The sequence below is a fragment of the Serratia sp. YWN4 genome, from assembly GCF_055790845.1.
This window is the reverse complement of the sequence record NZ_CM147696.1, coordinates 355,670-378,342: the sequence shown is the minus strand read 5'-3', so window position 1 is coordinate 378,342 and position 22,673 is coordinate 355,670. Positions and strand designations below refer to the sequence as shown.

Annotated in this window: 24 protein-coding genes; 13 read left to right on the top strand and 11 right to left on the bottom strand. The window is 54.9% G+C overall.

Annotation, left to right across the window (positions count from 1 at the left end):
• Positions 1-6: 6 nt before the first annotated feature.
• The 3 genes from tauA to ACX9GT_RS01710 all read right to left on the bottom strand — a co-directional run bounded on the left by tauA (position 7) and on the right by ACX9GT_RS01710 (position 2,523).
• The gene (gene tauA / locus ACX9GT_RS01720; protein ID WP_473189561.1) at positions 7-1,002 is read right to left on the bottom strand and encodes a taurine ABC transporter substrate-binding protein; all 996 of its coding nucleotides are present in this window, start codon (positions 1,000-1,002) and stop codon (positions 7-9) included.
• A gap of 126 nt (positions 1,003-1,128) precedes the next feature.
• Positions 1,129-1,911 carry a PhzF family phenazine biosynthesis protein gene (locus ACX9GT_RS01715; RefSeq protein WP_473189560.1) on the bottom strand — a complete coding sequence of 261 codons (783 nt, stop codon included), beginning with the start codon at positions 1,909-1,911 and terminating at the stop codon, positions 1,129-1,131.
• Between the two features lie 9 nt (positions 1,912-1,920).
• Positions 1,921-2,523: a LysE family translocator gene (locus ACX9GT_RS01710; protein WP_473189559.1), complete on the bottom strand. Its 603-nt coding sequence runs from the start codon at positions 2,521-2,523 to the stop codon at positions 1,921-1,923.
• Positions 2,524-2,640: 117 nt separating this feature from the next.
• Between ACX9GT_RS01710 and ACX9GT_RS01705 the strand changes: the two genes are divergently transcribed.
• Together ACX9GT_RS01705 and ACX9GT_RS01700 are read left to right on the top strand one after the other, a co-directional pair.
• Complete coding sequence (locus tag ACX9GT_RS01705) at positions 2,641-3,621, top strand: hydrolase (protein WP_473189558.1); 981 nt, start codon at positions 2,641-2,643, stop codon at positions 3,619-3,621.
• Entirely contained in the window at positions 3,618-3,851 is a 234-nt protein-coding gene (locus ACX9GT_RS01700) for a YheU family protein (protein ID WP_473189557.1), read from the top strand. Before ACX9GT_RS01705 ends, ACX9GT_RS01700 begins: the two co-directional genes overlap by 4 nt.
• A gap of 74 nt (positions 3,852-3,925) precedes the next feature.
• On the opposite strand, the gene ACX9GT_RS01695 is transcribed toward ACX9GT_RS01700, so the two are convergent.
• Positions 3,926-4,336, bottom strand: coding sequence for a helix-turn-helix domain-containing protein (locus ACX9GT_RS01695; RefSeq protein WP_473189556.1), 411 nt, complete (start codon positions 4,334-4,336; stop codon positions 3,926-3,928).
• A gap of 71 nt (positions 4,337-4,407) precedes the next feature.
• Here ACX9GT_RS01695 and ACX9GT_RS01690 point away from each other — a divergent pair, with 71 nt between their 5' ends.
• The 3 genes from ACX9GT_RS01690 to ACX9GT_RS01680 all read left to right on the top strand — a co-directional run bounded on the left by ACX9GT_RS01690 (position 4,408) and on the right by ACX9GT_RS01680 (position 7,664).
• On the top strand, positions 4,408-5,610 hold the full coding sequence (locus tag ACX9GT_RS01690) for an MFS transporter (protein WP_473189555.1): 1,203 nt from the start codon (positions 4,408-4,410) through the stop codon (positions 5,608-5,610).
• 112 nt (positions 5,611-5,722) lie between these two features.
• On the top strand, positions 5,723-6,592 hold the full coding sequence (locus tag ACX9GT_RS01685; protein WP_473189554.1) for a phosphoribulokinase: 870 nt from the start codon (positions 5,723-5,725) through the stop codon (positions 6,590-6,592).
• 163 nt (positions 6,593-6,755) lie between these two features.
• Entirely contained in the window at positions 6,756-7,664 is a 909-nt protein-coding gene (locus ACX9GT_RS01680; RefSeq protein ID WP_473189553.1) for a LysR substrate-binding domain-containing protein, read from the top strand.
• A 2-nt stretch (positions 7,665-7,666) separates the two neighbouring features.
• Here ACX9GT_RS01680 and ACX9GT_RS01675 read toward each other — a convergent pair whose 3' ends face one another.
• Positions 7,667-8,074 (bottom strand): OsmC family protein, encoded by a 408-nt coding sequence (locus ACX9GT_RS01675; RefSeq protein ID WP_473189552.1) that lies wholly within the window; start codon positions 8,072-8,074, stop codon positions 7,667-7,669.
• A 382-nt stretch (positions 8,075-8,456) separates the two neighbouring features.
• Between ACX9GT_RS01675 and crp the strand changes: the two genes are divergently transcribed.
• Both crp and ACX9GT_RS01665 read left to right on the top strand, forming a co-directional pair.
• Entirely contained in the window at positions 8,457-9,089 is a 633-nt protein-coding gene (gene crp, locus ACX9GT_RS01670; RefSeq protein WP_004718520.1) for a cAMP-activated global transcriptional regulator CRP, read from the top strand.
• Positions 9,090-9,144: 55 nt separating this feature from the next.
• Positions 9,145-11,220, top strand: coding sequence for a YccS/YhfK family putative transporter (locus ACX9GT_RS01665; RefSeq protein ID WP_473189551.1), 2,076 nt, complete (start codon positions 9,145-9,147; stop codon positions 11,218-11,220).
• A gap of 31 nt (positions 11,221-11,251) precedes the next feature.
• On the opposite strand, the gene argD is transcribed toward ACX9GT_RS01665, so the two are convergent.
• On the bottom strand, positions 11,252-12,469 hold the full coding sequence (argD, locus tag ACX9GT_RS01660) for a bifunctional acetylornithine/succinyldiaminopimelate transaminase (protein WP_473189550.1): 1,218 nt from the start codon (positions 12,467-12,469) through the stop codon (positions 11,252-11,254).
• A 131-nt stretch (positions 12,470-12,600) separates the two neighbouring features.
• On the bottom strand, positions 12,601-13,176 hold the full coding sequence (locus ACX9GT_RS01655) for an aminodeoxychorismate synthase component II (protein ID WP_473189549.1): 576 nt from the start codon (positions 13,174-13,176) through the stop codon (positions 12,601-12,603).
• A 239-nt stretch (positions 13,177-13,415) separates the two neighbouring features.
• Between ACX9GT_RS01655 and ACX9GT_RS01650 the strand changes: the two genes are divergently transcribed.
• Both ACX9GT_RS01650 and ACX9GT_RS01645 read left to right on the top strand, forming a co-directional pair.
• Positions 13,416-13,775 carry a type II toxin-antitoxin system RelE/ParE family toxin gene (locus ACX9GT_RS01650; protein ID WP_473189548.1) on the top strand — a complete coding sequence of 120 codons (360 nt, stop codon included), beginning with the start codon at positions 13,416-13,418 and terminating at the stop codon, positions 13,773-13,775.
• Positions 13,759-14,082: a helix-turn-helix domain-containing protein gene (locus tag ACX9GT_RS01645; protein WP_473189547.1), complete on the top strand. Its 324-nt coding sequence runs from the start codon at positions 13,759-13,761 to the stop codon at positions 14,080-14,082. Before ACX9GT_RS01650 ends, ACX9GT_RS01645 begins: the two co-directional genes overlap by 17 nt.
• A gap of 100 nt (positions 14,083-14,182) precedes the next feature.
• On the opposite strand, the gene ACX9GT_RS01640 is transcribed toward ACX9GT_RS01645, so the two are convergent.
• The 4 genes from ACX9GT_RS01640 to ppiA form a co-directional block, all read right to left on the bottom strand.
• Positions 14,183-15,709 (bottom strand): helicase HerA-like C-terminal domain-containing protein, encoded by a 1,527-nt coding sequence (locus ACX9GT_RS01640; protein WP_473189546.1) that lies wholly within the window; start codon positions 15,707-15,709, stop codon positions 14,183-14,185.
• An 86-nt stretch (positions 15,710-15,795) separates the two neighbouring features.
• Entirely contained in the window at positions 15,796-16,521 is a 726-nt protein-coding gene (gene btsR, locus ACX9GT_RS01635) for a two-component system response regulator BtsR (protein WP_473189545.1), read from the bottom strand.
• Entirely contained in the window at positions 16,521-18,206 is a 1,686-nt protein-coding gene (locus ACX9GT_RS01630; protein WP_473189544.1) for a LytS/YhcK type 5TM receptor domain-containing protein, read from the bottom strand. The genes btsR and ACX9GT_RS01630 overlap by 1 nt, the downstream gene beginning before the upstream one ends.
• A gap of 212 nt (positions 18,207-18,418) precedes the next feature.
• The gene (gene ppiA, locus ACX9GT_RS01625) at positions 18,419-18,988 is read right to left on the bottom strand and encodes a peptidylprolyl isomerase A (RefSeq protein WP_473189543.1); all 570 of its coding nucleotides are present in this window, start codon (positions 18,986-18,988) and stop codon (positions 18,419-18,421) included.
• A gap of 313 nt (positions 18,989-19,301) precedes the next feature.
• Between ppiA and ACX9GT_RS01620 the strand changes: the two genes are divergently transcribed.
• From ACX9GT_RS01620 to ACX9GT_RS01605, 4 genes are read left to right on the top strand one after another with little or no spacing between them, the layout of a single operon-like run.
• Complete coding sequence (locus tag ACX9GT_RS01620) at positions 19,302-19,607, top strand: PTS sugar transporter subunit IIB (protein ID WP_473189542.1); 306 nt, start codon at positions 19,302-19,304, stop codon at positions 19,605-19,607.
• A 16-nt stretch (positions 19,608-19,623) separates the two neighbouring features.
• Entirely contained in the window at positions 19,624-20,949 is a 1,326-nt protein-coding gene (locus tag ACX9GT_RS01615; RefSeq protein ID WP_473189541.1) for a PTS sugar transporter subunit IIC, read from the top strand.
• 25 nt (positions 20,950-20,974) lie between these two features.
• Positions 20,975-21,313, top strand: coding sequence for a PTS lactose/cellobiose transporter subunit IIA (locus tag ACX9GT_RS01610; protein WP_473191480.1), 339 nt, complete (start codon positions 20,975-20,977; stop codon positions 21,311-21,313).
• Positions 21,310-22,617 (top strand): 6-phospho-beta-glucosidase, encoded by a 1,308-nt coding sequence (locus ACX9GT_RS01605; protein WP_473189540.1) that lies wholly within the window; start codon positions 21,310-21,312, stop codon positions 22,615-22,617. The genes ACX9GT_RS01610 and ACX9GT_RS01605 overlap by 4 nt, the downstream gene beginning before the upstream one ends.
• The last annotated feature ends 56 nt before the right edge of the window (positions 22,618-22,673 follow it).

Below are 22,673 nucleotides of genomic sequence, written 5' to 3'. Positions count from 1 at the left end.
GGCCCCTTACGACTGCGGCGCAGCCTGTAGTTGTTTAACAAAGCGATCGGTCACGTAAGCGCTGTAATCGCTGTCAACCTGCGGGATTTTGCCTTGCAGCTTAAGAAACTCGGCGGTATCGCGAATGGCTTTATTCACCGGTTGCCCAAGCTGAGTAATTTGATCCGCAACCGGCAGATAGCGGTTACCTTTCACCAGTATCGGCACCTGATCCTCCGCTACTCCGCTCAAGCGAGCCAACGTACTGAGATGATGTTTATCCTGTAGCCACTGTTCCGGTTGTGCCAGATAGGCTTTTTGCGCCTTGAGCGCACTGGCGGCAAAGGCGGTGACAACTTCTGGATGTTGTTTGGCGAAATCTTTGCGCACTACCCACACATCCAGCGTCGGCGCGCCCCATTCACCCACCTGCTCAGAATCAGCCAGCACTTTGCCCTGCTTGGCGAGTTCATTCACCACCGGTGCCCAAACGTAAGCACCATCGATATCACCGCGTTGCCAGGCGGCAGCAATCGCCGGGGGTTGCAGGTTAAGGATCTGCACCTGTTCCGGTTTGATACCCCAATGTTTCAAGGAAGCCAACAGGCTGTAATGGGTGGTGGAAATGAAGGGTACTGCGATGCGTTTGCCGATCAGATCCTGGGGGGATTTGATCTCCTTTTTCACCACCAAGGCTTCGGAGCTACCGAGTTGCGAGGCGATCAGGAATACTTCAATCGGGAGTTTCTGGCTGGCGGCAACCGCCAATGGGCTGGAGCCGATATTGCCGATCTGCACGTCGCCGGAGGCCAACGCACGCAGCACGCCGGAGCCGCTGTCAAACTTGCGCCAATCAACGGTCGCACCAGACTGCTTGGCGAAACTGTTTTCCGCCTGCGCCACTTTGGCCGGTTCGGCGGAAGTCTGGTATGCCACGGTCACATCCACCGCTTGAGCACTGGCCGCACCAAGCGATAAAACCAGCAGCGCCACGCTGCGTAATGAAAAGAGTTTGCCCGCCATATTTCCGCTCCGTTGATAAACTGCTGTTCAGTGGCTGACAGTTTTATCCGAGCAGTAACAAGCAACAAAGGAATAAAAAAATATTCTTTATTTCTTATGGGAATATAAATGCGGGCTATAACACCATCAGAGGCTGATTTCTCCCCGCAGGAAAATACGCGCATAGCCACCCAGCATTGTACGTTCCTCTTTCAACTCGCAGAACAGCTCGCCGCCGCGCGATGAGATCTGTTTGGCGTGTAGCACATGGCGGCCAAGACGCGCGGTCCAGTAAGGCATCAGCGTGCAATGGGCGGAGCCGGTGACCGGGTCTTCGCTGCGATCCAGCGAGAAATAGCGCGAGACAAAATCCACCTCATCGCCCGGCGCAGTGACAATCACGCCACGGCCAAGCTGAGCGATCAGCGCCGGAATATCCGGCTGTAACGCCCGCACCTGTGATTCATTCTCCAGCACCACCAACAGCGCGGTGGCCTGCCACACTTCCAGCGGTTGAGCGCCCAGCAACGCTGCCAGTTGCGCAGGTTCAGCCACCTTCTGCGGCGACCGGGATGGGAAATTCAGAATCAAACGTTCGTGATCCTCAGCATCCCTTGTGACATGCAGTTCGCCGCTGGCAGAGCGAAAGCGAATATCACGCAATGCCGGATTCACCACGCTTAACAGCACATGCGCCGTTGCCAACGTGGCATGCCCGCACAGATCCACCTCTCGCGTGGGGGTGAACCAGCGGATCCCATGCATATCGCCATCTTCCCAAACAAAGCTGGTTTCCGGCAGGTACAGCTCATTGGCAATGGCCTGCATCTGTGCGGTTTCTAGCGGGTGTTTCAGCAGGCAAACGCCTGCCGGGTTGCCGCGCAGGCCTGCGCCGATAAACGCATCAACATGGAAATAATTTTCGCTCATCCCTCTTCCTCAGTGCCAGATCAGTAACACACAGGCTGCGGTTAACAACCCCATGGAAACGTTAAAAATAATCCAGGCCTTCTTACTGCGCAGCAGGCGGCCAATCACCGTACCGAAACCCAGCCAAATCACCCCGGCAATCATATTCACCACAAACAGACCAAAAGCGATCGCCAAGATGGAATGATTGTATTTTTCCCCTTCCAGGCTGAAGCTCGCCACCGCTCCCAAGCCCATCAACCAGGCTTTCGGGTTGAGGAACTGCAACAGCCAGCCCTGATACAAACGAATCGGCTTGGGCGGTGCCACATCGGTTTCCAGTTTTTCATAAGCGGCGGTGGCGACTTTCCACGCCAGCCACAGCAGATACAGGCTACCGAGGATCTTCAAAATCAGGTGCAACGAAGGATAAATCAGGATCAGACCACCCACGCCAAACGCCACTAACAGCATGATACTTTGCATGCCAAGCATGATGCCGATCATCAGCCACAACGAACGCATAAAGCCGAAATTGGCCCCGGAAGTGGTGAGCAGCATGTTGTTTGGGCCAGGTGTAATTGCGGCAACCCACAGGAAGCCTAACATCGAAAGAAATAAACTCAGTTCCATGAAGCGGGTGCTCCTCACCCAAATGATTTTTTGCAGTATTATTGTTAATACATGACATTGAAGCTAACAGTGCGGTATTGATCACACAATAGCCGCCAACAAGATTTTTATTCAACTATGCATGAATCCTTTCGCCCTTTGACCGGGGCCAGTAATCCACATCTGCAAACCCTGCTGCCACGGCTGGTACGTCGCCATGTGTTGCTAAAGCCCCACTGGCAACGGCTGGAGTTGCCCGACGGCGATTTTGTCGATCTCGCCTGGAGCGAAGATCCGCAGCTCGCCCGCGAAAAACCGCGCGTGGTGCTGTTCCACGGATTGGAGGGGAATTTCTACAGCCCGTACGCACACGGCCTGCTCAACGCCTGGCGCGAGAAAGGCTGGCTGGGCGTGGTGATGCATTTTCGTGGTTGCAGCGGCGTGCCCAACCGCAAGCACCGCATCTATCATTCCGGCGAAACCGAAGATGCCCGCTTCTTTCTGCGCTGGCTGCGTAGCAGCTTTGGCGAAGTGCCCACGGCGGCGGTGGGTATTTCTCTTGGCGGTAATATGCTGGCGTACTATCTGGCGCAGCAAGGCAATGACAGTCTGCTGCAAGCGGCGGTAGTGGTATCGGCCCCGCTGATGCTGGAGCCCTGTTCCCTGCGCATGGAACAAGGTTTTTCGCGCGTTTATCAACACTATTTGCTGGGCCAGTTGAAGCAGAACGCCATGCGCAAGCTGCTGTATTACCCCGGTACCTTGCCGCTGAATCTGCCGCAGTTGAACAACCTGCGCCGCATCCGTGAGTTTGACGAGGTGATTACCTCGCGCTTGCACGGCTTCGACGGCGCGATCGATTATTATCGCCGTTGCAGCGCCCTGCCCCTGCTGCCGCAGATCACCACACCCCTGCTGATCATCCACGCCAAGGACGATCCGTTCATGACCGACGAAGTGATCCCCGATCTCACCCAGCTACCCGCCAATATCGAATATCAACTGACTGAGTGTGGCGGCCACGTCGGCTTTGTCGGCGGCACTTTGAACAAACCGCAAATGTGGCTGGAATATCGTATTCCTGCCTGGCTTTCCCCTTTTCTGGAATCAACAACGTGATTATCCCTTGGCAAGAACTGGAACCAGCAACCCTGAGCAGCCTGATCGAATCCTTCGTGCTGCGCGAAGGCACCGACTACGGCGAGCACGAACGATCGCTGGAACAGAAGGTGGATGACGTGCGCCGCCAGTTGAAAAGCGGTGAGATCGTGCTGGTGTGGTCGGAGCTGCACGAAACCATCAATATCATGCCGCGCGGGCAGATCCGCGCGGGGCAGGAAGAGATGTAGTCGCCATTCTGCCGACACGGTTCTTCGCTATCTTGAAAGGCAGCGGGTCACGGCGACAATCTCTAAGCGATCGCCTACTTTGCTTTGCTCTTTTGGCGACGGATTGCCGTCAAGAGTAAACGTCGGAACTTCGGACATTCAAGATGTGACGGTGCCGGGCAGTCGGCAACATGACGCAGAGCGTTTTTCAAGACCGTGAGATTGTCGATCTGGCGTTCTAACTCGTCTGCTTTGAGATGCAGGCTGGCGCGCGGTAGTTCCGGCAGGCCGTCTTTGCCAAACATGCCAGAAATCTCAACCAGTGAGAAACCTGCGGACTTACCGAGCGCCACCAATGAGAGCCGCAGCAGAACGTCCGCCTCAAACTGCCGCCGCAACCCATGCCGCCCAACGGATGCGATCAATCCTATTTCTTCGTAATAGCGCAATGTCGAAGGCGATACGCCGGATTGTTGCACTACCTCGCCGATATCCAGAATTTTCATGCTTGACCTCAAGTTGACTTGAGTTTGTAAGATGCATCAACACACAAACTCTTGCAATAGGAATACAGAGCATGAAACAAGATCCGGCCCATCTCAAAACAGCCGTCTGGCGAGATCCAAGAGCCATCGCTCTTTTGATGGCGGCGAGTTTGACCGTGATGGCGAATGCAACGATCAGCCCCGCGCTGGCGGGGCTTGAGGCCGCCTTTTCCGACACCCCAAACGCGGGCATACTGACGCGCCTGCTAGTGCCAGCCCCTTCCTTAAGCGTGGTTCTCTGCGCTCCGCTTGCGGGTATTTTCTCTGACCGTTTTGGGCGACGCTGGATGCTGCTGGTCGGCGTGATCCTGTTCATCATCACAGGCAGTGCCGGTCTCTATCTTCCCAGCCTGCCTGCAATTTTTGCCAGCCGCCTGGCGCTGGGTGTTGCCGTGGCGATCATCATGACAGCGGGAACGGCCCTGATCGGTGACTACTTCACCGGCGACCAACGCAGCGATTTTGTGGGGCTACAGGTATCGGCACGAAATTTCGGCGGTTTTCTGTTTATCTCTCTGGCGGGATACGTGGCAGCCATCTCACCCCGGCTCCCCTTCGCGATCTATGGCCTGCCGGCCCTTTTCCTGCCACTGATGTGGGTGGCCATTACCGAGCCAGCCAAACCCGCCCCACGTGCCAAAATATCCGGGGATAACGGAGCTCCCGCATGGAAACTCCTCACTGTAGCTTTAGCGTGCTTGCAAATGATGACAAACATGATCTTCTTCGTTATGCCGACGCAGTTGCCCTTTTTCTTCAATGCACAAGGTGGCAACAGCGCCGTGATGACCGGTTCGGCTCTGGGCGTATTAACGCTAACGGGTGGCTGTACAGCCTTGCTCTATGCCCGGATGAAACGTGCGATCGGCTTTTTTGGCAATTACACCTTGGGTTATGCCATGATGGCCCTTGGGTTTACGCTCATCGGCACGGGGAGAAATCCCTGGATCATCTTTGCTGGCGCAGCGGCAATCGGTGCAGGTTATGCCACGGTTTCGCCGAATTTCGTCGCCATTGCGCTCAGCCTGGTGCCAGAACGGCGCAGGGGCTTCGCTGGGGGAATCTTGACCACATCAATATTTCTTGGTCAGTTCCTTTCCCCTTTGTGCAGCACTCCGTTGATTTCCGCATTCGGATATGATGCAACATTTTCTAACCTCTCACTGCTGCTTGGTGCGATGGCGGTGGTTACGGGTATCGCCGGGGGCCGCAAATTCCTGCGCCTCTCCATTTGAAATTAGACTTAATGGCAAACTGGGTATCTGCAACGTCAAGAAATAGAGGTATATTTCGTCGAGGACGAATCGAAGCCTTCTACCCTCGCACACTTAATGGAGTTTTCCACTTATGTCTGCCAAACATCCCGTCATTGCGGTGACCGGCTCCAGCGGTGCCGGTACCACTACCACCAGCCTGGCGTTTCGCAAGATTTTCCAGCAGTTGAATATTCGCGCCGCCCAGTTGGAAGGGGACAGTTTTCATAACTACACCCGGCCGGAAATGGATGCGGCCATCCGTAAGGCGCGCGATCTTGGCCGCCATATCAGCTATTTTGGCCCAGAAGCCAATAACTTCGGCCTGCTGGAACAAAGCTTTATCCAGTACGGCGAAAATGGCACCGGTCGTTCGCGCAAATATCTGCACACCTACGATGAAGCCGTACCCTACGATCAGGTGCCAGGCACCTTCACGCCGTGGGAGCCGCTGCCAGCCCCTACCGATGTGTTGTTCTACGAAGGGCTGCACGGCGGCGTAGTCGCCGATAAGGTCGACGTGGCCAAGCATGTCGATCTGCTGGTGGGTGTGGTGCCGATCGTCAACCTGGAGTGGATCCAGAAATTGGTCCGCGATACCGGCGAGCGTGGCCATTCCCGCGAAGCGGTGATGGATTCCGTCGTGCGTTCAATGGAGGATTACATCAGCTACATCACACCACAGTTCTCGCGCACCCATATCAACTTCCAGCGGGTACCGACGGTCGATACATCCAATCCATTTGCCGCCAAAGCCATCCCCTCGCTGGATGAAAGCTTTGTGGTGATCCACTTCCGCGGTCTGGATCAGATTGATTACCCTTATCTGCTGGCCATGCTGCAAGGCTCTTTTATCTCGCACATCAATACGCTGGTGGTGCCGGGCGGCAAAATGGGGCTGGCGATGGAGCTGATCATGGCACCGTTGGTGCAACGGCTGCTCGAAGGCAAAAAAATCGAATAACTCTTTTGGGCGCGGCCAATCACCGCGCTTAACCCTCTGTCATCCTGCACCAGCCACTCCCTCACAAACGACAAAAAATCATTAATGAATGATTTCTCATCGCCGATATTCCTTCTGCGGGCAAGGTGAAATTATCGTTTTAAGCGATTAAGGAGAGGCACAAATGCGCCAATTACCAAAGTTGCAGCAGCTAAAAGCCTTTCAGCAAGTGATACGCTGCGGCAGTATTCGTGGCGCTGCGCGCGCCTTGGCACAGTCTCAACCGGCGGTCAGCCGCTCTATCCAAGAACTGGAACAGACGCTGAAAACCCAGTTGATCGTGCGCAGCAGCAAGGGGATGACGTTGACCGAAACCGGCCACACTTTTGCTGTACGAATGCAATTAGTGATTGAGGAATTACAGCGCGCCACCGAGGAGATCCAACAGTTGCACCAGCATTCGCAGGGCAGCGTGGCGATAGGCTGCTCCTCGCTACTGGCCGTGACGGTACTCCCAGAACTGGTCGATCTCTTCAAGGCTTCCGCCCCGCAGGCCAATCTGCTGATCCGTGAAGCACAGCTCTCCACTCTGTTGCCAGCCTTGCACACAGGCCAACTGGATTTTGCCATCGGCACGGTGACCCCAGACATGCCGCTGCAACATTTAATCTGCACCCCACTGTTCACAGCCCCGTTTTGCATTATTGCGCGCCGCGGGCATCCTCTGGCACAGGCGACATCACTGGATGAACTGTACGGAGCCAAATGGCTGCTGCCAGAAACCGACATGGGTTATTATCAACAGCTGCAATCGGTACTCGGCAGCTTTTATCAGCAATTGACCAATAGGCCCATTCGTTCGGATTCGGCGGTATGCGGATTGAATATGGTGTTGGAGGCAGACTATCTGACCATTGTCGCGCGGGCGATGAACACGCCTTTCCATTTGCAGCAAAAACTGGTGACGTTGCCGATCGACAGCCTGCCGCAGGCGCAGTACTGCGTGCTGTACTCACAAAAATCGCCGCTAACCATCACGGCGCGGCGATTTTTGCATTTATTGAGCAACCACTGCCACAGTTACCTCTGGTAGCTTCAGGCAACGTCGCAGATTTCAAAGCTGTGGGTCACGCTGGCGGCCTTGCTCAGCATCAGCGAGACCGAGCAATACTTCTCGGCAGAGAGGTTAACCGCACGCTCAACAATCTTGTCGGTCAGCCCTTTGCCGGTGACGATAAAATGCAGGTTGATATGGGTAAACAGACGCGGTGCTTCTTCACGGCGCTCCGAGGTCAGTTTTACCTCACAGTCACGAACATCGTTACGGCCTTTTTGCAGGATGGCGACGACATCAATGGCGCTACAGCCGCCAACCGACATCAAGACCATTTCCATCGGGCTTGGCGCTTTATCGCCCGCGTTACCGTCCATTAATACCTGATGGCCGGACGCAGACTCACCCAAGAATGTCAGTCCTTCTACCCACTTAACTCTTGCCTGCATTTTGTACACTCCCGTTAATTTCTCAAAATCAGGGTACGCTTTCGCATAGAAACTGGCAACGGAACCTGATGCTAATCATGCTGAAGCGAGACAACACAAGACACCCGCTTCACTCTGTGCTACAAACAGAGCCGCAAGAACTCTTTCCAGGTCACCGATTTCAGGGAAATGTCCGAGGAAAGGACCCTATATTGGTATGTTAACAGAATGTAGCTTGCAGCACTTGGCGCAAGTTAATATGCTAAGGCACAAGCGTATTTCTATAACATGCCTCAAAACCTGTTGATAGCCACTCTATAAAACACCGGGCTATAAGCACGTTTTACAGGGAACTCTGACCCCTGTGATACAAGGCAGCGATAACAACAGAGGATAACAGCGAATGGTTCTCGGCAAACCGCAAACAGACCCGACTCTTGAATGGTTCCTGTCTCATTGCCATATCCACAAATATCCATCAAAGAGTACGCTGATTCACCAAGGTGAAAAGGCCGAAACGCTCTACTACATCGTGAAAGGCTCCGTGGCGGTGCTGATCAAGGATGAAGAAGGCAAAGAGATGATTCTGTCCTACCTTAACCAGGGGGATTTCATCGGCGAGCTTGGATTATTTGAAGAAGGCCAGGAGCGCAGTGCCTGGGTTAGAGCGAAAACAGCCTGTGAAGTGGCTGAAATTTCCTATAAGAAATTCCGCCAGTTGATTCAGGTTAATCCGGATATCCTGATGCGCCTGTCTGCGCAGATGGCAAACCGCCTGCAAATCACCTCAGAGAAAGTGGGTAACCTCGCCTTCCTTGACGTTACCGGCCGCATTGCACAAACCCTGCTGAACCTGGCGAAACAACCCGACGCCATGACTCACCCGGATGGCATGCAAATCAAGATTACCCGCCAGGAAATTGGTCAAATCGTCGGTTGCTCACGTGAAACCGTCGGTCGTATTCTGAAAATGCTTGAAGATCAAAACCTGATTTCTGCCCACGGCAAAACTATTGTCGTTTACGGCACGCGTTAATTATTGAAGAAACGGCGTAGCGATACGCCGTTTTTTTTAACTCCCCCCATTCATCATGTGGCGGCGCCTGATCTACCACCCGGAAGTCAACTATGCACTGCGGCAAACGCTGGTGCTGTGCCTGCCGGTGGTTTTCTTCCTGCTGATGGGCAACCTGCAACTCGGCCTGCTGTTCTCTCTGGTACCTGCCTGCTGCAACATCGCCGGGTTGGATACGCCGCACAAACGCTTTTTCAAACGTCTGGCCGTTGGCGGCTCCCTGTTTGCTCTCAGCAGTTTGCTGCTGCAACAGGCGCTGCTGTGGCATATCCCGTTACCCTTACTGATGCTGGCAATGGCGCTGTTGCTGGGCGTCAGCGGTGAAATCAGCCCGCTGCACGCACGTCTGCTGCCCGCCGCGCTGGTCGCCGCCATCTTTTCTCTCAGCATGGCCGGACACGTGCCGATCTGGCATGCGCCGCTGCTGTATCTGGTCGGCACCGCCTGGTACGGGCTGTTCACCTGGTTCTGGTTCAAACTGTGGAAAGAGCAACCGATGCGCGAATCCCTGAGCCAGCTCTATATCCAGTTGGCAGACTATTTCGAAGCCAAATATTCGCTGCTGACCCAGCACATCGATCCAGAAACTGCACTGCCGCCGCTGCTGCAACGCCAGCAAAAAGTGATGGATCTGATCAGCCTGTTATATCAGCAGTTGAACTTTCTGCCCCATGCCAATAATCAGGAGCAAAAACGCCTGCAACGCACTTTTCAGGTGGCACTCGATCTGCAAGAACACATTACCGTCAGCCTGCATCAGCCAGAAGAAGTGCAAAAACTGGTGGAACAGAGCCAGGCCGAAGCGATTATCCGCCGCAACGCTCAGGTAATTGCCGGGCGTTTGCGCATCGTGGCCAACGATATTCTCTATCACCGGCGTTCAGCGCGTTTCAGTATGAAGAATGAGCTGGCGGCGCTGGAAAAGGTGGCCACGCAGCATGCCGAAAACCCGGTGGGACAGTTCTGTTTTTACCACTTCAGCCGCATCGCCCGCCTGTTACGCAGCCAGCGTCCACTGTATCAGCGCGATCTGATGGCCAACCAGGCGCGATTACCGTTCTGGCCCGCGGTGGTGAGCTATCTGTCGTTGAAGTCCAACGCCCTGCGCAATGCCGCCCGGCTGGGCATCATACTGGCGGTGGGCAGCAGCCTGGGTATGATTTTCAACCTGCCGAAGCCCTATTGGATCCTGCTAACCATTATGCTGGTCAGCCAGAACGGCTATAACGCCACGCGCGTCAGGATCCAACATCGTGCCCTCGGCACGCTGGCCGGGTTAGCGATCGCCGCCGGGCTCTTACAACTGCAACTGCCGGAGCACCTGACGCTGAGCATCATGCTGGCGATCACGCTGGCTGCCTACCTGATATTACGCAAAAACTATGGGCTGGCGGTGATGGGGTTTACCGTCACCGCGGTGTATACCCTGCAATTGTTGGCGCTTAACGGCACCCATTTTCTGGTACCGCGCCTGCTCGATACGCTGATTGGCTGCGTGCTGGTGTTTGGCGGGAGTATCTGGCTGTGGCCGCAATGGCAGAGCGGTCTGCTGCGTAAGAACGCCCATCAGGCGCTGGAGCAGGATCAAACGGCATTACGCCTGCTGCTGCAAGAACAGGAGGCGGATCCTGCTACGCTGGCCTACGCGCGGATGCAGGTCAATCAGGCGCACAATGCGCTGTTCACCTCGCTCAATCAGGCGATGCAGGAACCAGGGTTTGAGTCGGATTATCTGGCGGATATGCGCTTATGGATCACGCACAGCCAGTTTATTGTTGAACACCTGAATGCGCTGACCATTCTGGCGCGCGAGCACGACACCTTGACGCCAGAGATGGCGAAAGAGTATCTGCAAAGTTGCGAAATTGCCCTGCAAAGCTGCCAACAAAGGCTGGAGTATGATGGCCCAAGCACCAGCAAGATCGTTATGCAGCCCCCAACGCTGCATAACGATCGACCGCCAAGCGAGATGGAACGCCACCTGCTGCGTATTCTTTCGCACCTGAGCGTGATGCACACCATTTCGTCGCTGGCCTGGCGCCAGCGCCCACATCACGGTATCTGGCTGAAACGGAAACTGCGGGAAAGCTGATGTTGCAGGGGCCAACACCCCTGCAAATGGCTTAAGCGTTAATCACATCCTGCACTGCCAGTTCGAAGCGCGCCATACCTTCATCGATATCTTTCAGTTCCACCACCAGCGAAGGCGCAAAGCGAATCACGTTTGGCCCGGCGTTGAGGATCATCAAACCCCGAGCCGCCGCAGCGGTCAGGAAGTCCCGCGCCTTGCCGTGATATTCCGGCGTCAACTCCGCGCCGATCAGCAGGCCCATGCCGCGAATGTCGCTGAAAACGCAGTATTTCTCACCGATTTTCTGCAATGCCTTCACATATAAATCATGACGCAGCTCAATACCGCTCAATACTTCCGGCGTATTGATCACGTCCAGCGCCGCTTCTGCCACCGCGCAGGCCAGCGGGTTGCCACCATAGGTGGTGCCGTGAGTGCCCACATGCATCACCGAAGCGATCTCTTCCGTGGTCAGCATCGCGCTCACCGGGAAGCCGCCGCCCAGCGCTTTAGCGGTGGTGAGGATGTCCGGCGTAATACCGTAGTGCATATAGGTAAACAGCTTACCAGTGCGGCCCATACCGCTTTGCACCTCATCAAACACCAGTAGCGCCTGATGTTTGTCGCACAGTTCACGCACCCCTTGCAGGAAAGCCGCATCCGCTGAAGTAATCCCGCCCTCGCCTTGGATCGGCTCCATCACCACGGCGCAGGTGTGATCGTCCATCACCGCTTTCACCGCCGCCAGATCGTTGAACGGCACATGTACAATATCAGCCGGTTTCGGCCCGAAACCGTCGGAATACTTAGCCTGACCGCCAACGGAAACCGTGAACAGCGTGCGGCCATGGAAGGCGTTATTGAACGCAATAATCTTGGTTTTGTAAGGGCTGTGGCGGCTGATGGCATAATGACGCGCCAGCTTGAATGCGGCTTCGTTAGCCTCCGCCCCCGAGTTGGCAAAGAACACGCGGTCGGCAAACGTGGCGTTGATCAGCTTGGTTGCCAGGCGCAGCGCAGGCTCATTGGTAAAGACGTTGCTGGTATGCCACAGGGTTTCACCCTGCTGTTTCAACGCGGCGACCAACGCAGGATGGCAGTGCCCCAGCGCGGTTACGGCAATGCCGCCAGAGAAGTCGATATATTCTTTTCCCTGCTGATCCCATACCCGGCTGCCCTTGCCCTTCACCGGCACGAATTGAGCCGGTGCATAAATAGGTAGGATAACCTGATCAAAGGTGCTGCGGTCGACTGCGATTTTTTCGCTCATTATGGGCTCCATCCTGAAATTGGCTCAGTGTTATTGTTGCAAACAATTGAAAATATAATCACAAAATATGCATAAAAAACCAATCAAGGGCAAACCAAAATCACCAATAGCAGCAAAAAAATCCTAACCTGCTAACTTTTAAGGAAATTATCCAGCAGTTGATGACCTTGTTCGCTCAGGATGCTTTCTGGGTGGAATTGTACCCCTTCCAGCGCCAGCGTCCGGTGGCGAATGCCCATAATCTCATCCCGCTCACCGTTGCGTTCGCTCCAGGCGGTCACCTCAAAACAGTTTGGCAAGGTCGCGGCGTCCAGCACTAACGAATGGTAACGAGTGACGGTTAGCGGGTTATTCAGGCCGCTAAATACGCCCTGATGATTATGGCGAATGGCGGAGGTTTTGCCGTGCATCACCTCACGGGCACGAACCACATCGGCACCCAATGCCTGACCAATCGCCTGATGCCCAAGGCAAACTCCGAGGATCGGCAGTTTGCCAGCAAAATGACGGATCGCCGCCAGCGAAATACCCGCCTCGTTCGGCGTGCAGGGGCCAGGGGAGATCACTAAACGCTGCGGAGCCAGCCGCTCAATATCGGCCAGTTGCAGCTCATCATTGCGCTTTACCAGCACTTCTGCACCCAGTTCGCAGAAGTACTGATAAAGGTTATAGGTAAAAGAGTCGTAGTTATCGATCAGCAGCAGCATGTTTAAATTAACTTAGTGATTAAAAAAACCGTATCAAATATAACGCTTGAACCTATAACTCAGGCCTTAGCGGAGTTTAGCGAACCTTCTTTGCCACGCCCATAGCTGCGCTCGAACTATCTAACGATAGTTGCTTAAAAAGCAGGCCCGTCTTACAGACTTGACGCACTTTGAATCGGCTAAAAAAGGGAGTAAGCTAGCACTAAGTGCTATAGTTAAGGTAACAGGATGTCAGCCTGATGCGCGTATTTAAAACCAAATGGTTTGCCAAAACGGCCAAATCTCATGGCATCAAAGATAGGGAATTATGTCAGGCAATTGATGCATTGTTAGAAGGAAAGGCCGACGACCTAGGGGGCGGGGTATACAAAAAACGCCTGAGTGAGAACCGTGATAGAGCCGTAATATTAGCCAAAGGTGGTATACATTGGTTTTACACATTCCTGTATGCCAAACAGGATATGGCGAACATTGACGATCGCGAACTGGCCGCATTTCGCGAATTGGCAAAGCACTACGCTGCTCTTGCAGATGAAAAGATTACGGCATTAATTAAGAGTAAAGAACTGGTGGAGATTTGCCATGACCACAAAAAATAAATTCAAAAGTCCTGCATTTGAAGCCATCCATAGCGCGGCTTCCGGATTATTCAGCGTTGATGCCATCCCGCAGGAAACAATGCGTAGCTTCGATCAAGCCTGCATCAGTAGCGTTAATGAGCTGCAACCAATTGAAATTAAGGCACTACGTGAGAAGTTGAATGTCAGCCAGCCGGTTTTCGCCCGCTATCTAAATACCAGTGTTTCAACGGTGCAGAAATGGGAAAGCGGTGTAAAACGCCCGAGTGGATTGTCACTAAAGTTGCTTACTGTAGTACAGAAGCATGGGCTTAATATATTGATTTAACGAACTTAAAACTCATAAAAATCGCTTAAATAATACGAAAACACCAAGAAACCTAACTGGCAGCCTTAATAAAGGCTGCCAGTTAATATTAATGCAGGGTCTACTTTTTGCGGCCACCCATAATCGAACCCAAGACGCCACGCAGGATCTGGCGGCCCAGATCGCGCGCCATGCTTTTGGCGGCAGTCTGGACGATACCATCGCGTTTACCCCCGCGCGGGCCAGTGGAGCCAAACAGGATGTCATTCAAGCCGCCCATCAACCCGCCACCGCTCTCCTGCCCGGCGGCAGATTGTTGCTCAGGCTGGCCCGGCTGCGGTTTGCCCATGGTGGCAAAACCTCCGGCAGAAAGCTTCTCATAGGCAGATTCACGATCCACCCCATCTTCGTAGCGCCCGTAGAGCGGCGACTTATTGATGGCGCTGTTCAGCCCTTCGGCCCCCAGCATGCCCATTTTCGATTCAGGCGCGATCACCATCGCACGCTCCACCACATTCGGCCGCCCTTTCTCATCCAGGAAGGACACCAACGCCTCCCCCACGCCTAATTCGGTAATCGCCGTTTCTGCATCAAAAGCCGGATTGGCACGCATAGTTTGTGCTGCTGCCTTCACCGCTTTCTGATCGCGCGGTGTAAAGGCTCGCAACGCGTGCTGAACGCGGTTACCTAGCTGGCCCAGCACGCTGTCTGGGATATCCAGCGGGTTCTGGGTAACAAAGTAGATCCCCACCCCTTTCGAGCGGATCAGCCGCACCACCTGCTCGATTTTGGTCAGCAGAGCCGGTGGGGCATCGTTAAACAGCAGGTGGGCCTCGTCGAAGAAAAACACCAGTTTTGGCTGTTCGGGGTCGCCCACTTCGGGTAAATGCTCAAACAGTTCAGCCAGCAGCCACAACAGGAACACCGAATAGAGTTTCGGTTGGTTAATCAACTTATCCGCCGCCAGCAGGTTGATGATGCCGCGCCCATCGCCGTCGGTTTTCATCAGATCGTTGATATCCAACATCGGTTCACCAAAAAACTGATTGGCGCCCTGCTCTTCCAGAGTCAGCAAACCACGTTGGATCGCGCCAACCGAGGCAGAAGAGATATTGCCATACTGGGTCTGGAACTGTTTGGCGTTATCCCCCACAAACTGCACCATCGCCCGCAAATCTTTCATATCCAGCAGCAGTAGCGCATTGTCGTCGGCGATTTTAAATACCAGTTGTAACACGCCGCTTTGCACATCGTTCAGATCCAGCAGGCGGCCAAGCAGCAGCGGGCCAAGATCGGAAATGGTGGCACGGATCGGGTGGCCCTTTTCGCCAAAAATATCCCACGGGATCATCGGGCAGGCCTGCGGTTGCCAGTCGGTAACGCCAATGGCCGCCAAGCGCGCCTGGAGTTTTTCGGAAGGCACACCTTCAGCCGCAATGCCTGACAGATCCCCCTTAACATCGGCCAGAAACACCGGAATACCGATGCGCGAAAACTGCTCCGCCATCTTTTGTAGCGTCACCGTTTTACCGGTTCCGGTCGCCCCGGTGATCAAGCCGTGGCGGTTGGCCAAGGCGGGTAAAATCACCAGTTCCTGTCCTGGCTTACCATCGTGCATTGCTTTGGCAATAATCCGTGCTTCGCTCATGTGCTTTTCCTTTGATCTTATGCGGCGCAAAAACACCCGTTGATGCTATTAAAGCTATAAGCATGACGAAATACCGTCAAGGCGCGTTAACCGCGCAGCCCCAACTCTTCCTTCAGCGATTTCAGGTAGCGGCGGCTGACCGGCACTGGATCGCCTACCGGCATAATCATCTCCGCCGCGCCGCTTTCTTCAAAACGGATCTCCCTGACCTGTTCGAAATTGACCAGATACTGCCGATGACAGCGCACCAGCGGCGTGCGGCTTTCCAGCGTGCGCAGCGTCAATTCGGTGAAGCACTCCATCCCATCATTGCGCACCACATACACCCCGGTGGAACGCGAACGGATCGCGATCACCTCATCAAAACGCAGTAGATAAATACGGCTATGGCCGGTACAGGGAATATATTTCAGATAGCCCGCGCTCTCTTCCAGCGCAGCAACATTCTGCGGGGTTCGACGCTGATGCAGACGCTGCAACGTCTTGTTCAGCCGTTTCGCGTCGGTCGGCTTCAGCAGATAATCGAAAGCGTGTTCCTCAAAGGCCTGCACCGCGTATTCGTCATACGCGGTCAGAAACACGATATACGGCATACGGTTGGGATCGAGCATCCCCACCATTTCCAGCCCGCTGATGCGCGGCATCTGGATATCCAAAAACACCACGTCCGGTTGCAGGCGGTGGATCTGGCTGATGGCTTCAATCGCATTGGCGCATTCGCCGATAATGGTGACGCCCTCTTCCTCTTCCAACAGATGGCGCAGGTTATCGCGGGCGGACGGCTCATCGTCAACAATCAATATGGTTAACATTATGCAGCCCTCGCCAACGGCACGCTCAGGGTAATGCAGGTAAACGCTTCCGGTTCGCAGGCCACTTGCACCCCATAACCTTCACCGTAGCGCACGCGAATGCGCCTATCCACCAGATTCATTCCCAGCCCGCTGCCACCCACCTGTTGGCGGAACAACCCGGCATTATCGGTAACCTGCAACAGCAGATTGTCCCCTTCCCGCCGCGCGCCGATATCGATCCGGCCAATCCCCAGCAGGTGCGAAGTGCCATGCTTGATGGCATTTTCCACGATCGGTTGCAGCGAAAAGGCGGGCAATCTCACTGCCAATAGCTCTTCCGGTAGCGACACGGCGATTTCCAGCCGATCGGCAAAGCGTGCTTGTTCTATCTGCAAATAGGCATTCACATGCTCAATTTCATCTGCCAGGCTCACTTCGTCATCAGAGCGCTTGAGGTTTTTGCGGAAAAAGGTGGAAAGGTACTGCACCAGTTCGCAGGCCCGTTCGCCGTCGCGGCGGATCACCGCCACCAGCGTATTCAGCGCATTAAACAGGAAGTGCGGGTTCACCTGCGCGTGCAGCAGCTTGATTTCCGACTGTGCCAACAGCTGTTTGTGCCGCTCATATTGCCCGGCCATGATTTGTGCCGACAGCAGGCTGGCGATCCCTTCCCCCAGCGTGCGATTGATGGTGCTGAACAGTTTGGTTTTCGGTTCGTACAGTTTGATAGTGCCGATCACCCGATGATTTTCACCGCGCAGCGGGATCACCAGCGTCGAACCCAGCTTGCAACTGGCGTTGATCGAACAGCAGTAAGAAAGCTCGTTACCATCGGCATACACCACCTCGTTATGATCGATGGCGCGATGGGAATGCACCGAAGAGATCGGCGTACCCGGCAAGTGGTGATCGTCGCCAATGCCGATAAAGGCCAGCAGTTTGTCGCGATCGGTGATCGCCACTGCGCCAATACCCAACTCCTGATAAATGACGCGCGCCACCTTCATGCTGTTTTCCTGATCGAACCCCTGCCGCAGGATGCCTTCGGTGCGCTCGGCAATCTTCAACGCTTTGGAGGAGAATGCGCTGGTGTATTTCTCAAACATCGCCCGCCGATCCAGCAGGATCTGCATAAACATCGCCGCACCGAGCGTATTGGCGATCAGCATCGGTAAGGCGATATATTCCACCAGCCGCAGCGCCTCTGGGAACGGCCGGGCGATCGCCAGGATGATGGCCATTTGCAGCACTTCCGTGACCAAGGTAATCCCCGCCACAAATAGCGGGTTGAACAGCAGATCGATGCGCCCACGCCGCATGGCGATACTGTGTACGATACCGCCCACCAGCCCTTCAGCCACCGTCGACACCGCGCAGGCCACATCGGTCATGCCCCCCAGCGTGTAGCGGTGCAAACCGCCGGTCAAACCGACCAGAAAGCCAACCGAAGGCCCCCCGAGCAATCCGCCCAGCACGGCACCGATCGCACGGGTATTGGCAATCGAATCCTGAATATGCAGGCCGAAATAAGTACCCATGATGCAGAATACGGAGAAAATGACGTAGCACAGTAACTTGTGTGGCAGGCGAATGGTCACCTGCGTCAGCGGAATAAACAGCGGCGTTTTGCTTAATAAATAGGCGATAACAAGATAAACACACATCTGCTGTAACAGCAGCAAAACCTGGTTAAATTCGTACATAAACAGCAGCTCATCATAACAACAAAGGCAAACAAAAGGGTCTGGTTATGGGCGCTGATTAAAACATGCCAGTGGGTATAAAACAGTGATGCAGGCAAAGCTTCGGCAGGAAGAAAGCGCGCCAGCCCCCAAGCAGAGGCCGGCACATATCCCACACGCTCGGAGTGGCAGCCAACAGCGCTACAGCTTCAAGCAATAAAGAGCAGGCCGGTTTATTGCAGCACTTTGGCCGACAGGATCACGATCGGTTTGCTTGGCACGTTCTGATATGGCCCAACGTTGCTGGTTGGCACCTGGGAAATCTTATCCACTACGTCCATCCCCTTCACCACTTTACCGAATACCGCATAACCAAAGTCACGCTGGCCGTGATCGAGGAACGCATTATCCGCCACGTTGAGGAAGAACTGGCTGGTCGCGCTGTCTTTATCGGCAGTGCGCGCCATAGAAATAGTGCCACGCAGGTTGCGCAAGCCGTTGTCAGCTTCGTTTTTGATCGCAGCACCGGTGGCCTTCTGCTGCATGTCCGCCGTGAAACCGCCGCCCTGAACCATAAAGCCAGGGATCACGCGGTGGAAAACGGTGTTGTTGTAATAACCTCTGTTCACGTAGTCAATGAAGTTCTTGGTGGAAACTGGAGCCTTCTGGCTGTCGAGCGCTAATTCGATATTCCCTGCTGAGGTAGTCAGCATGACGTGAGTTTCACCGGCGGCCAGTGCGGCGGGGGCCATTGCGGTCAGGGAACACAGCGCAACAAAGGTCACTAAAGTACGTTTGAACATGAACGGGTCCTTTCTCTGAGAGACAAACAACGGAAAAGCGCTTTGATTCTAAAGAGCTACCCCTGATAGCGCCAGCCATTTACCAATATTTAAGTAATTGCCGGATATTTCTTACAGGTACTAATTTTTTCTTGCCGACAGTATGATCGCCGTACTCATTTTTGCCAAGCCGATCACGCATTATTCATCCGTTTTCTCTCCTCCTCATTTTTTGCGACCTAACTCCCGGTTTGATTCTGCAATCTCGCTAGGCTGCGCAAATGAGAGCGCTCTCATTTGCGCTTAAAGCCACAATAATAACGGGGGAGCAAGAATGATAAAGATTGTGCTGTGTTGTGCCGCAGGAATGTCCACCAGCATGCTGGTCAAACGCATGCAGACCGAAGCGCAGAAACGTGAACTGAACGTGGAGATCGTCGCAATACCTGCTGCCGATTTTGCAGCCGAACTGCTAACCGCCAACGTTGTGCTGCTGGGGCCGCAGGTGAAATACGAACTGGCGCGCTTCACCAAACTCGCTGAACCCCACGGCCTGCCGGTGGCCGTCATCGACATGATGGATTACGGCACTATGCGTGGTGATAAGGTGCTGGACAAAGCCCTCAGCCTGATTGCCTGACTCTGCGGAGAGAATCATGAGCCTTTACGCTTCCCTGATGCGCGTGGTGGAAAACCATGTCGCCCCGTTGGCTGGCCGGATCGGCAGCCAGCGCCATATTATTGCCATCCGCGATGGTTTTATTTCCGCCATGCCGTTCCTGATTGTCGGCAGTATTATGCTGATCGTCGCTAACCCGCCGTTTGATGCCACTACCACCTCCCGTTTCGGCCAAGCCTGGCTGAGTTTTGCCAGAACCCACTGGAACACTATCACCATGCCGTTCTTCATGACCATGGGCCTGATGGGCGTCTTCGTTGCCATTGGCACCGCCTACAGCCTGGCAAAGCATTACGGTTTGGATGCCCTGACCGCCGGATTACTGTCGCTGATGGCATTTCTGCTGGCCGCAGCACCGCAGGTGGATAACAAGATGTCGCTCGATTTTCTGGGTGGCCAAGGGGTATTTACCGCCCTGATCTGCGCGATCTGGTCGGTCGAACTGATCCGCCTGCTGAAGAAATACCACATCACTATTCGGATGCCGGAACAGGTACCACCGGCGATTGCCCGCTCGTTCGAACTGCTGTATCCGGTGGTGGGTATTCTGCTGACGGTGTATCCCATCAGCATTCTGATGCAGAGTGAATTTCAGCTCCTGCTGCCTGATGCCATCATGCACCTGTTCCAGCCGCTGATTTCTGCGGGGGATACCCTGCCTGCCATCCTGCTGGCGGTGCTGATCGCCAACCTGCTGTGGTTTGCCGGTATTCACGGTGACAACATCGTGACCGGCCTGCTCAACCCGATCTTTATGGCCAACCTGGCGACCAACGCCGCTCTGGTGGCGCAGGGTGCGGCCAGCACGCAAACCCTCACCGCGCCATTCTGGTCGTTCTATGTCTGCATCGGCGGTTCCGGCTCCACGCTGGTGCTGGCCTTCCTGTATATGCGCAGCCGCTCCATTCACCTGCGCACCATCGGCAAGCTGAGCGTGGTGCCCGCGGCCTTTAACATCAACGAACCTTTGTTGTTCGGTTCGCCGGTGGTGATGAACCCCACGCTGTTTATCCCGCTGATCGTCGTTCCGATGGTCAACGCTACGCTGGCCTACTTCGCGCTGAACTGGGAGTTGGTGGAAAAAATGGTGGCCATGGCCCCCTGGACCGCACCGGCACCGCTGGGGGCGATGATCTCGGCCTCCTGGGATGTCCGTGCCGCGTTACTGGTGCTGGTTTTGATGGTGATCGATCTGGCGATCTGGCTGCCGTTCTTCAAAGTATATGAAAAGCAATTATTGGCGCAGGAACAGCAGCAGGCCGACACCGAACGCGAAACGGCCGATGCCGCTACCGCGCAGTAACGGGAGAATTGACGTGACAGAACGGATGGCTGATATCAGCCCGGATTTTGAAAGCACCATTATGGAGCTGTTGGTATTCGCCGGTAGCGCACGCAGCAGCGCACTGATGGCGTTGCAACAGGCACGAGCCGGTGATTTTACCGCCTCGGCTGAGCATATGGCTGAATCACAGCTGGCGGTGAAACACGCGCACCATATCCAGACCCAACTTATCGGGCTGGACGAAGGCTGCGGCAAACTGCCTATCAACCTGATCACCGTGCATGCGCAGGATCACCTGATGAATGCGATGGTCATTCAGGACTTGGCAGGCGACATGATTGAACTTTACCGCCGTCAGGCACAGCAGGAGGCCCGTTCATGAGTTCGTTGAAAATCGCCATTATCGGCGGTGGCAGCAGCTACACGCCGGAGCTGGTGGAAGGGCTGATCCAGCGCATTGAAGAACTCCCCGTCACCGAACTGGCGTTGGTGGACGTCGAGCCCGGCCGCGAAAAAGTGGCGATCATTGCCGCCTTGACCCGGCGTATGCTGGCACGCAACGGTTTGGAACAGGTAAAGGTCAGCGTGCATTTCGATCTGGACGAAGCCATTCGCGGTGCCCAATTTGTGCTGACCCAACTGCGCGTCGGGCAGTTGCCGGCACGCGCCGCCGATGAGCGCTTGGGCCTGAAATACCGGTTAATCGGCCAGGAAACCACCGGCATCGGCGGTTTTGCCAAAGCACTGCGCACCATCCCGGTGATGCTGAACATCGCCCGTAAAGTAGAACGGTTGGCACCAAGTGCCTGGATCATCAACTTCACCAACCCGGCGGGTATCGTCACCGAGGCAGTTTCGCGTTATACCCAAGCGAAAATCATCGGCCTGTGCAACGTGCCTATCAGCATGCACCATATGATTGCCAATATGCTGCAAGCCCCTTACGACCAGGTGCAGTTGCAGTTTGCCGGGCTGAACCACATGGTCTGGGTACATCAGGTACTGCACAACGGCCAGAACGTCACCAATAAGGTGATCGATATGCTGTGTGACGGCGCGACGTTAACCATGAACAACATCAAAGAAGAGCCGTGGCCGCCGGAATTCCTGCGGGCGGTCGGTGCTATTCCCTGCCCCTATCATCGTTATTTCTACCAGACTCAGCAGATGCTGGCAGAAGAAACGGCCGCCGCTGCCGAGCGCGGCACCCGCGCCGAACAGGTGATGAACGTGGAGAAAGAGCTGTTCGAACTGTATGCCGACCCGCATCTGGACAGCAAACCCGAGCAGCTCAGCTTCCGTGGTGGTTCTTTCTATTCAGAGGTCGCTCTGGAGCTGATTCGTGCGATTCACAATAATCTCGGGTCGCAATTAGTCGTAAATACCGAAAACCGTGGCGCTATTCGCGGTTTACCGGACGATGCTGTGATAGAAACCAACTGTATCGTCGATGCCCAAGGGGCGCACCCGCTCGCTTTCGGTCAGCTACCGGAATCGATGCACGCACTGACTCAACAGGTAAAAACCTACGAGCGCCTGACGATCGAAGCCGCCGTACATGGCGATCGCCGCAGCGCGCTGCTGGCGCTGGTGACCAACCCATTGATCGCCAATGCCCAGATTGCCCAACCGTTGCTGGAAGAGGTGTTGGAGGTCAACCGGGCCTATTTGCCGCAGTTTAAATAAACGTCGTACACCACACTGAGAAGACGAGCCAACACAGCCCTCAACGCTGTATGCAG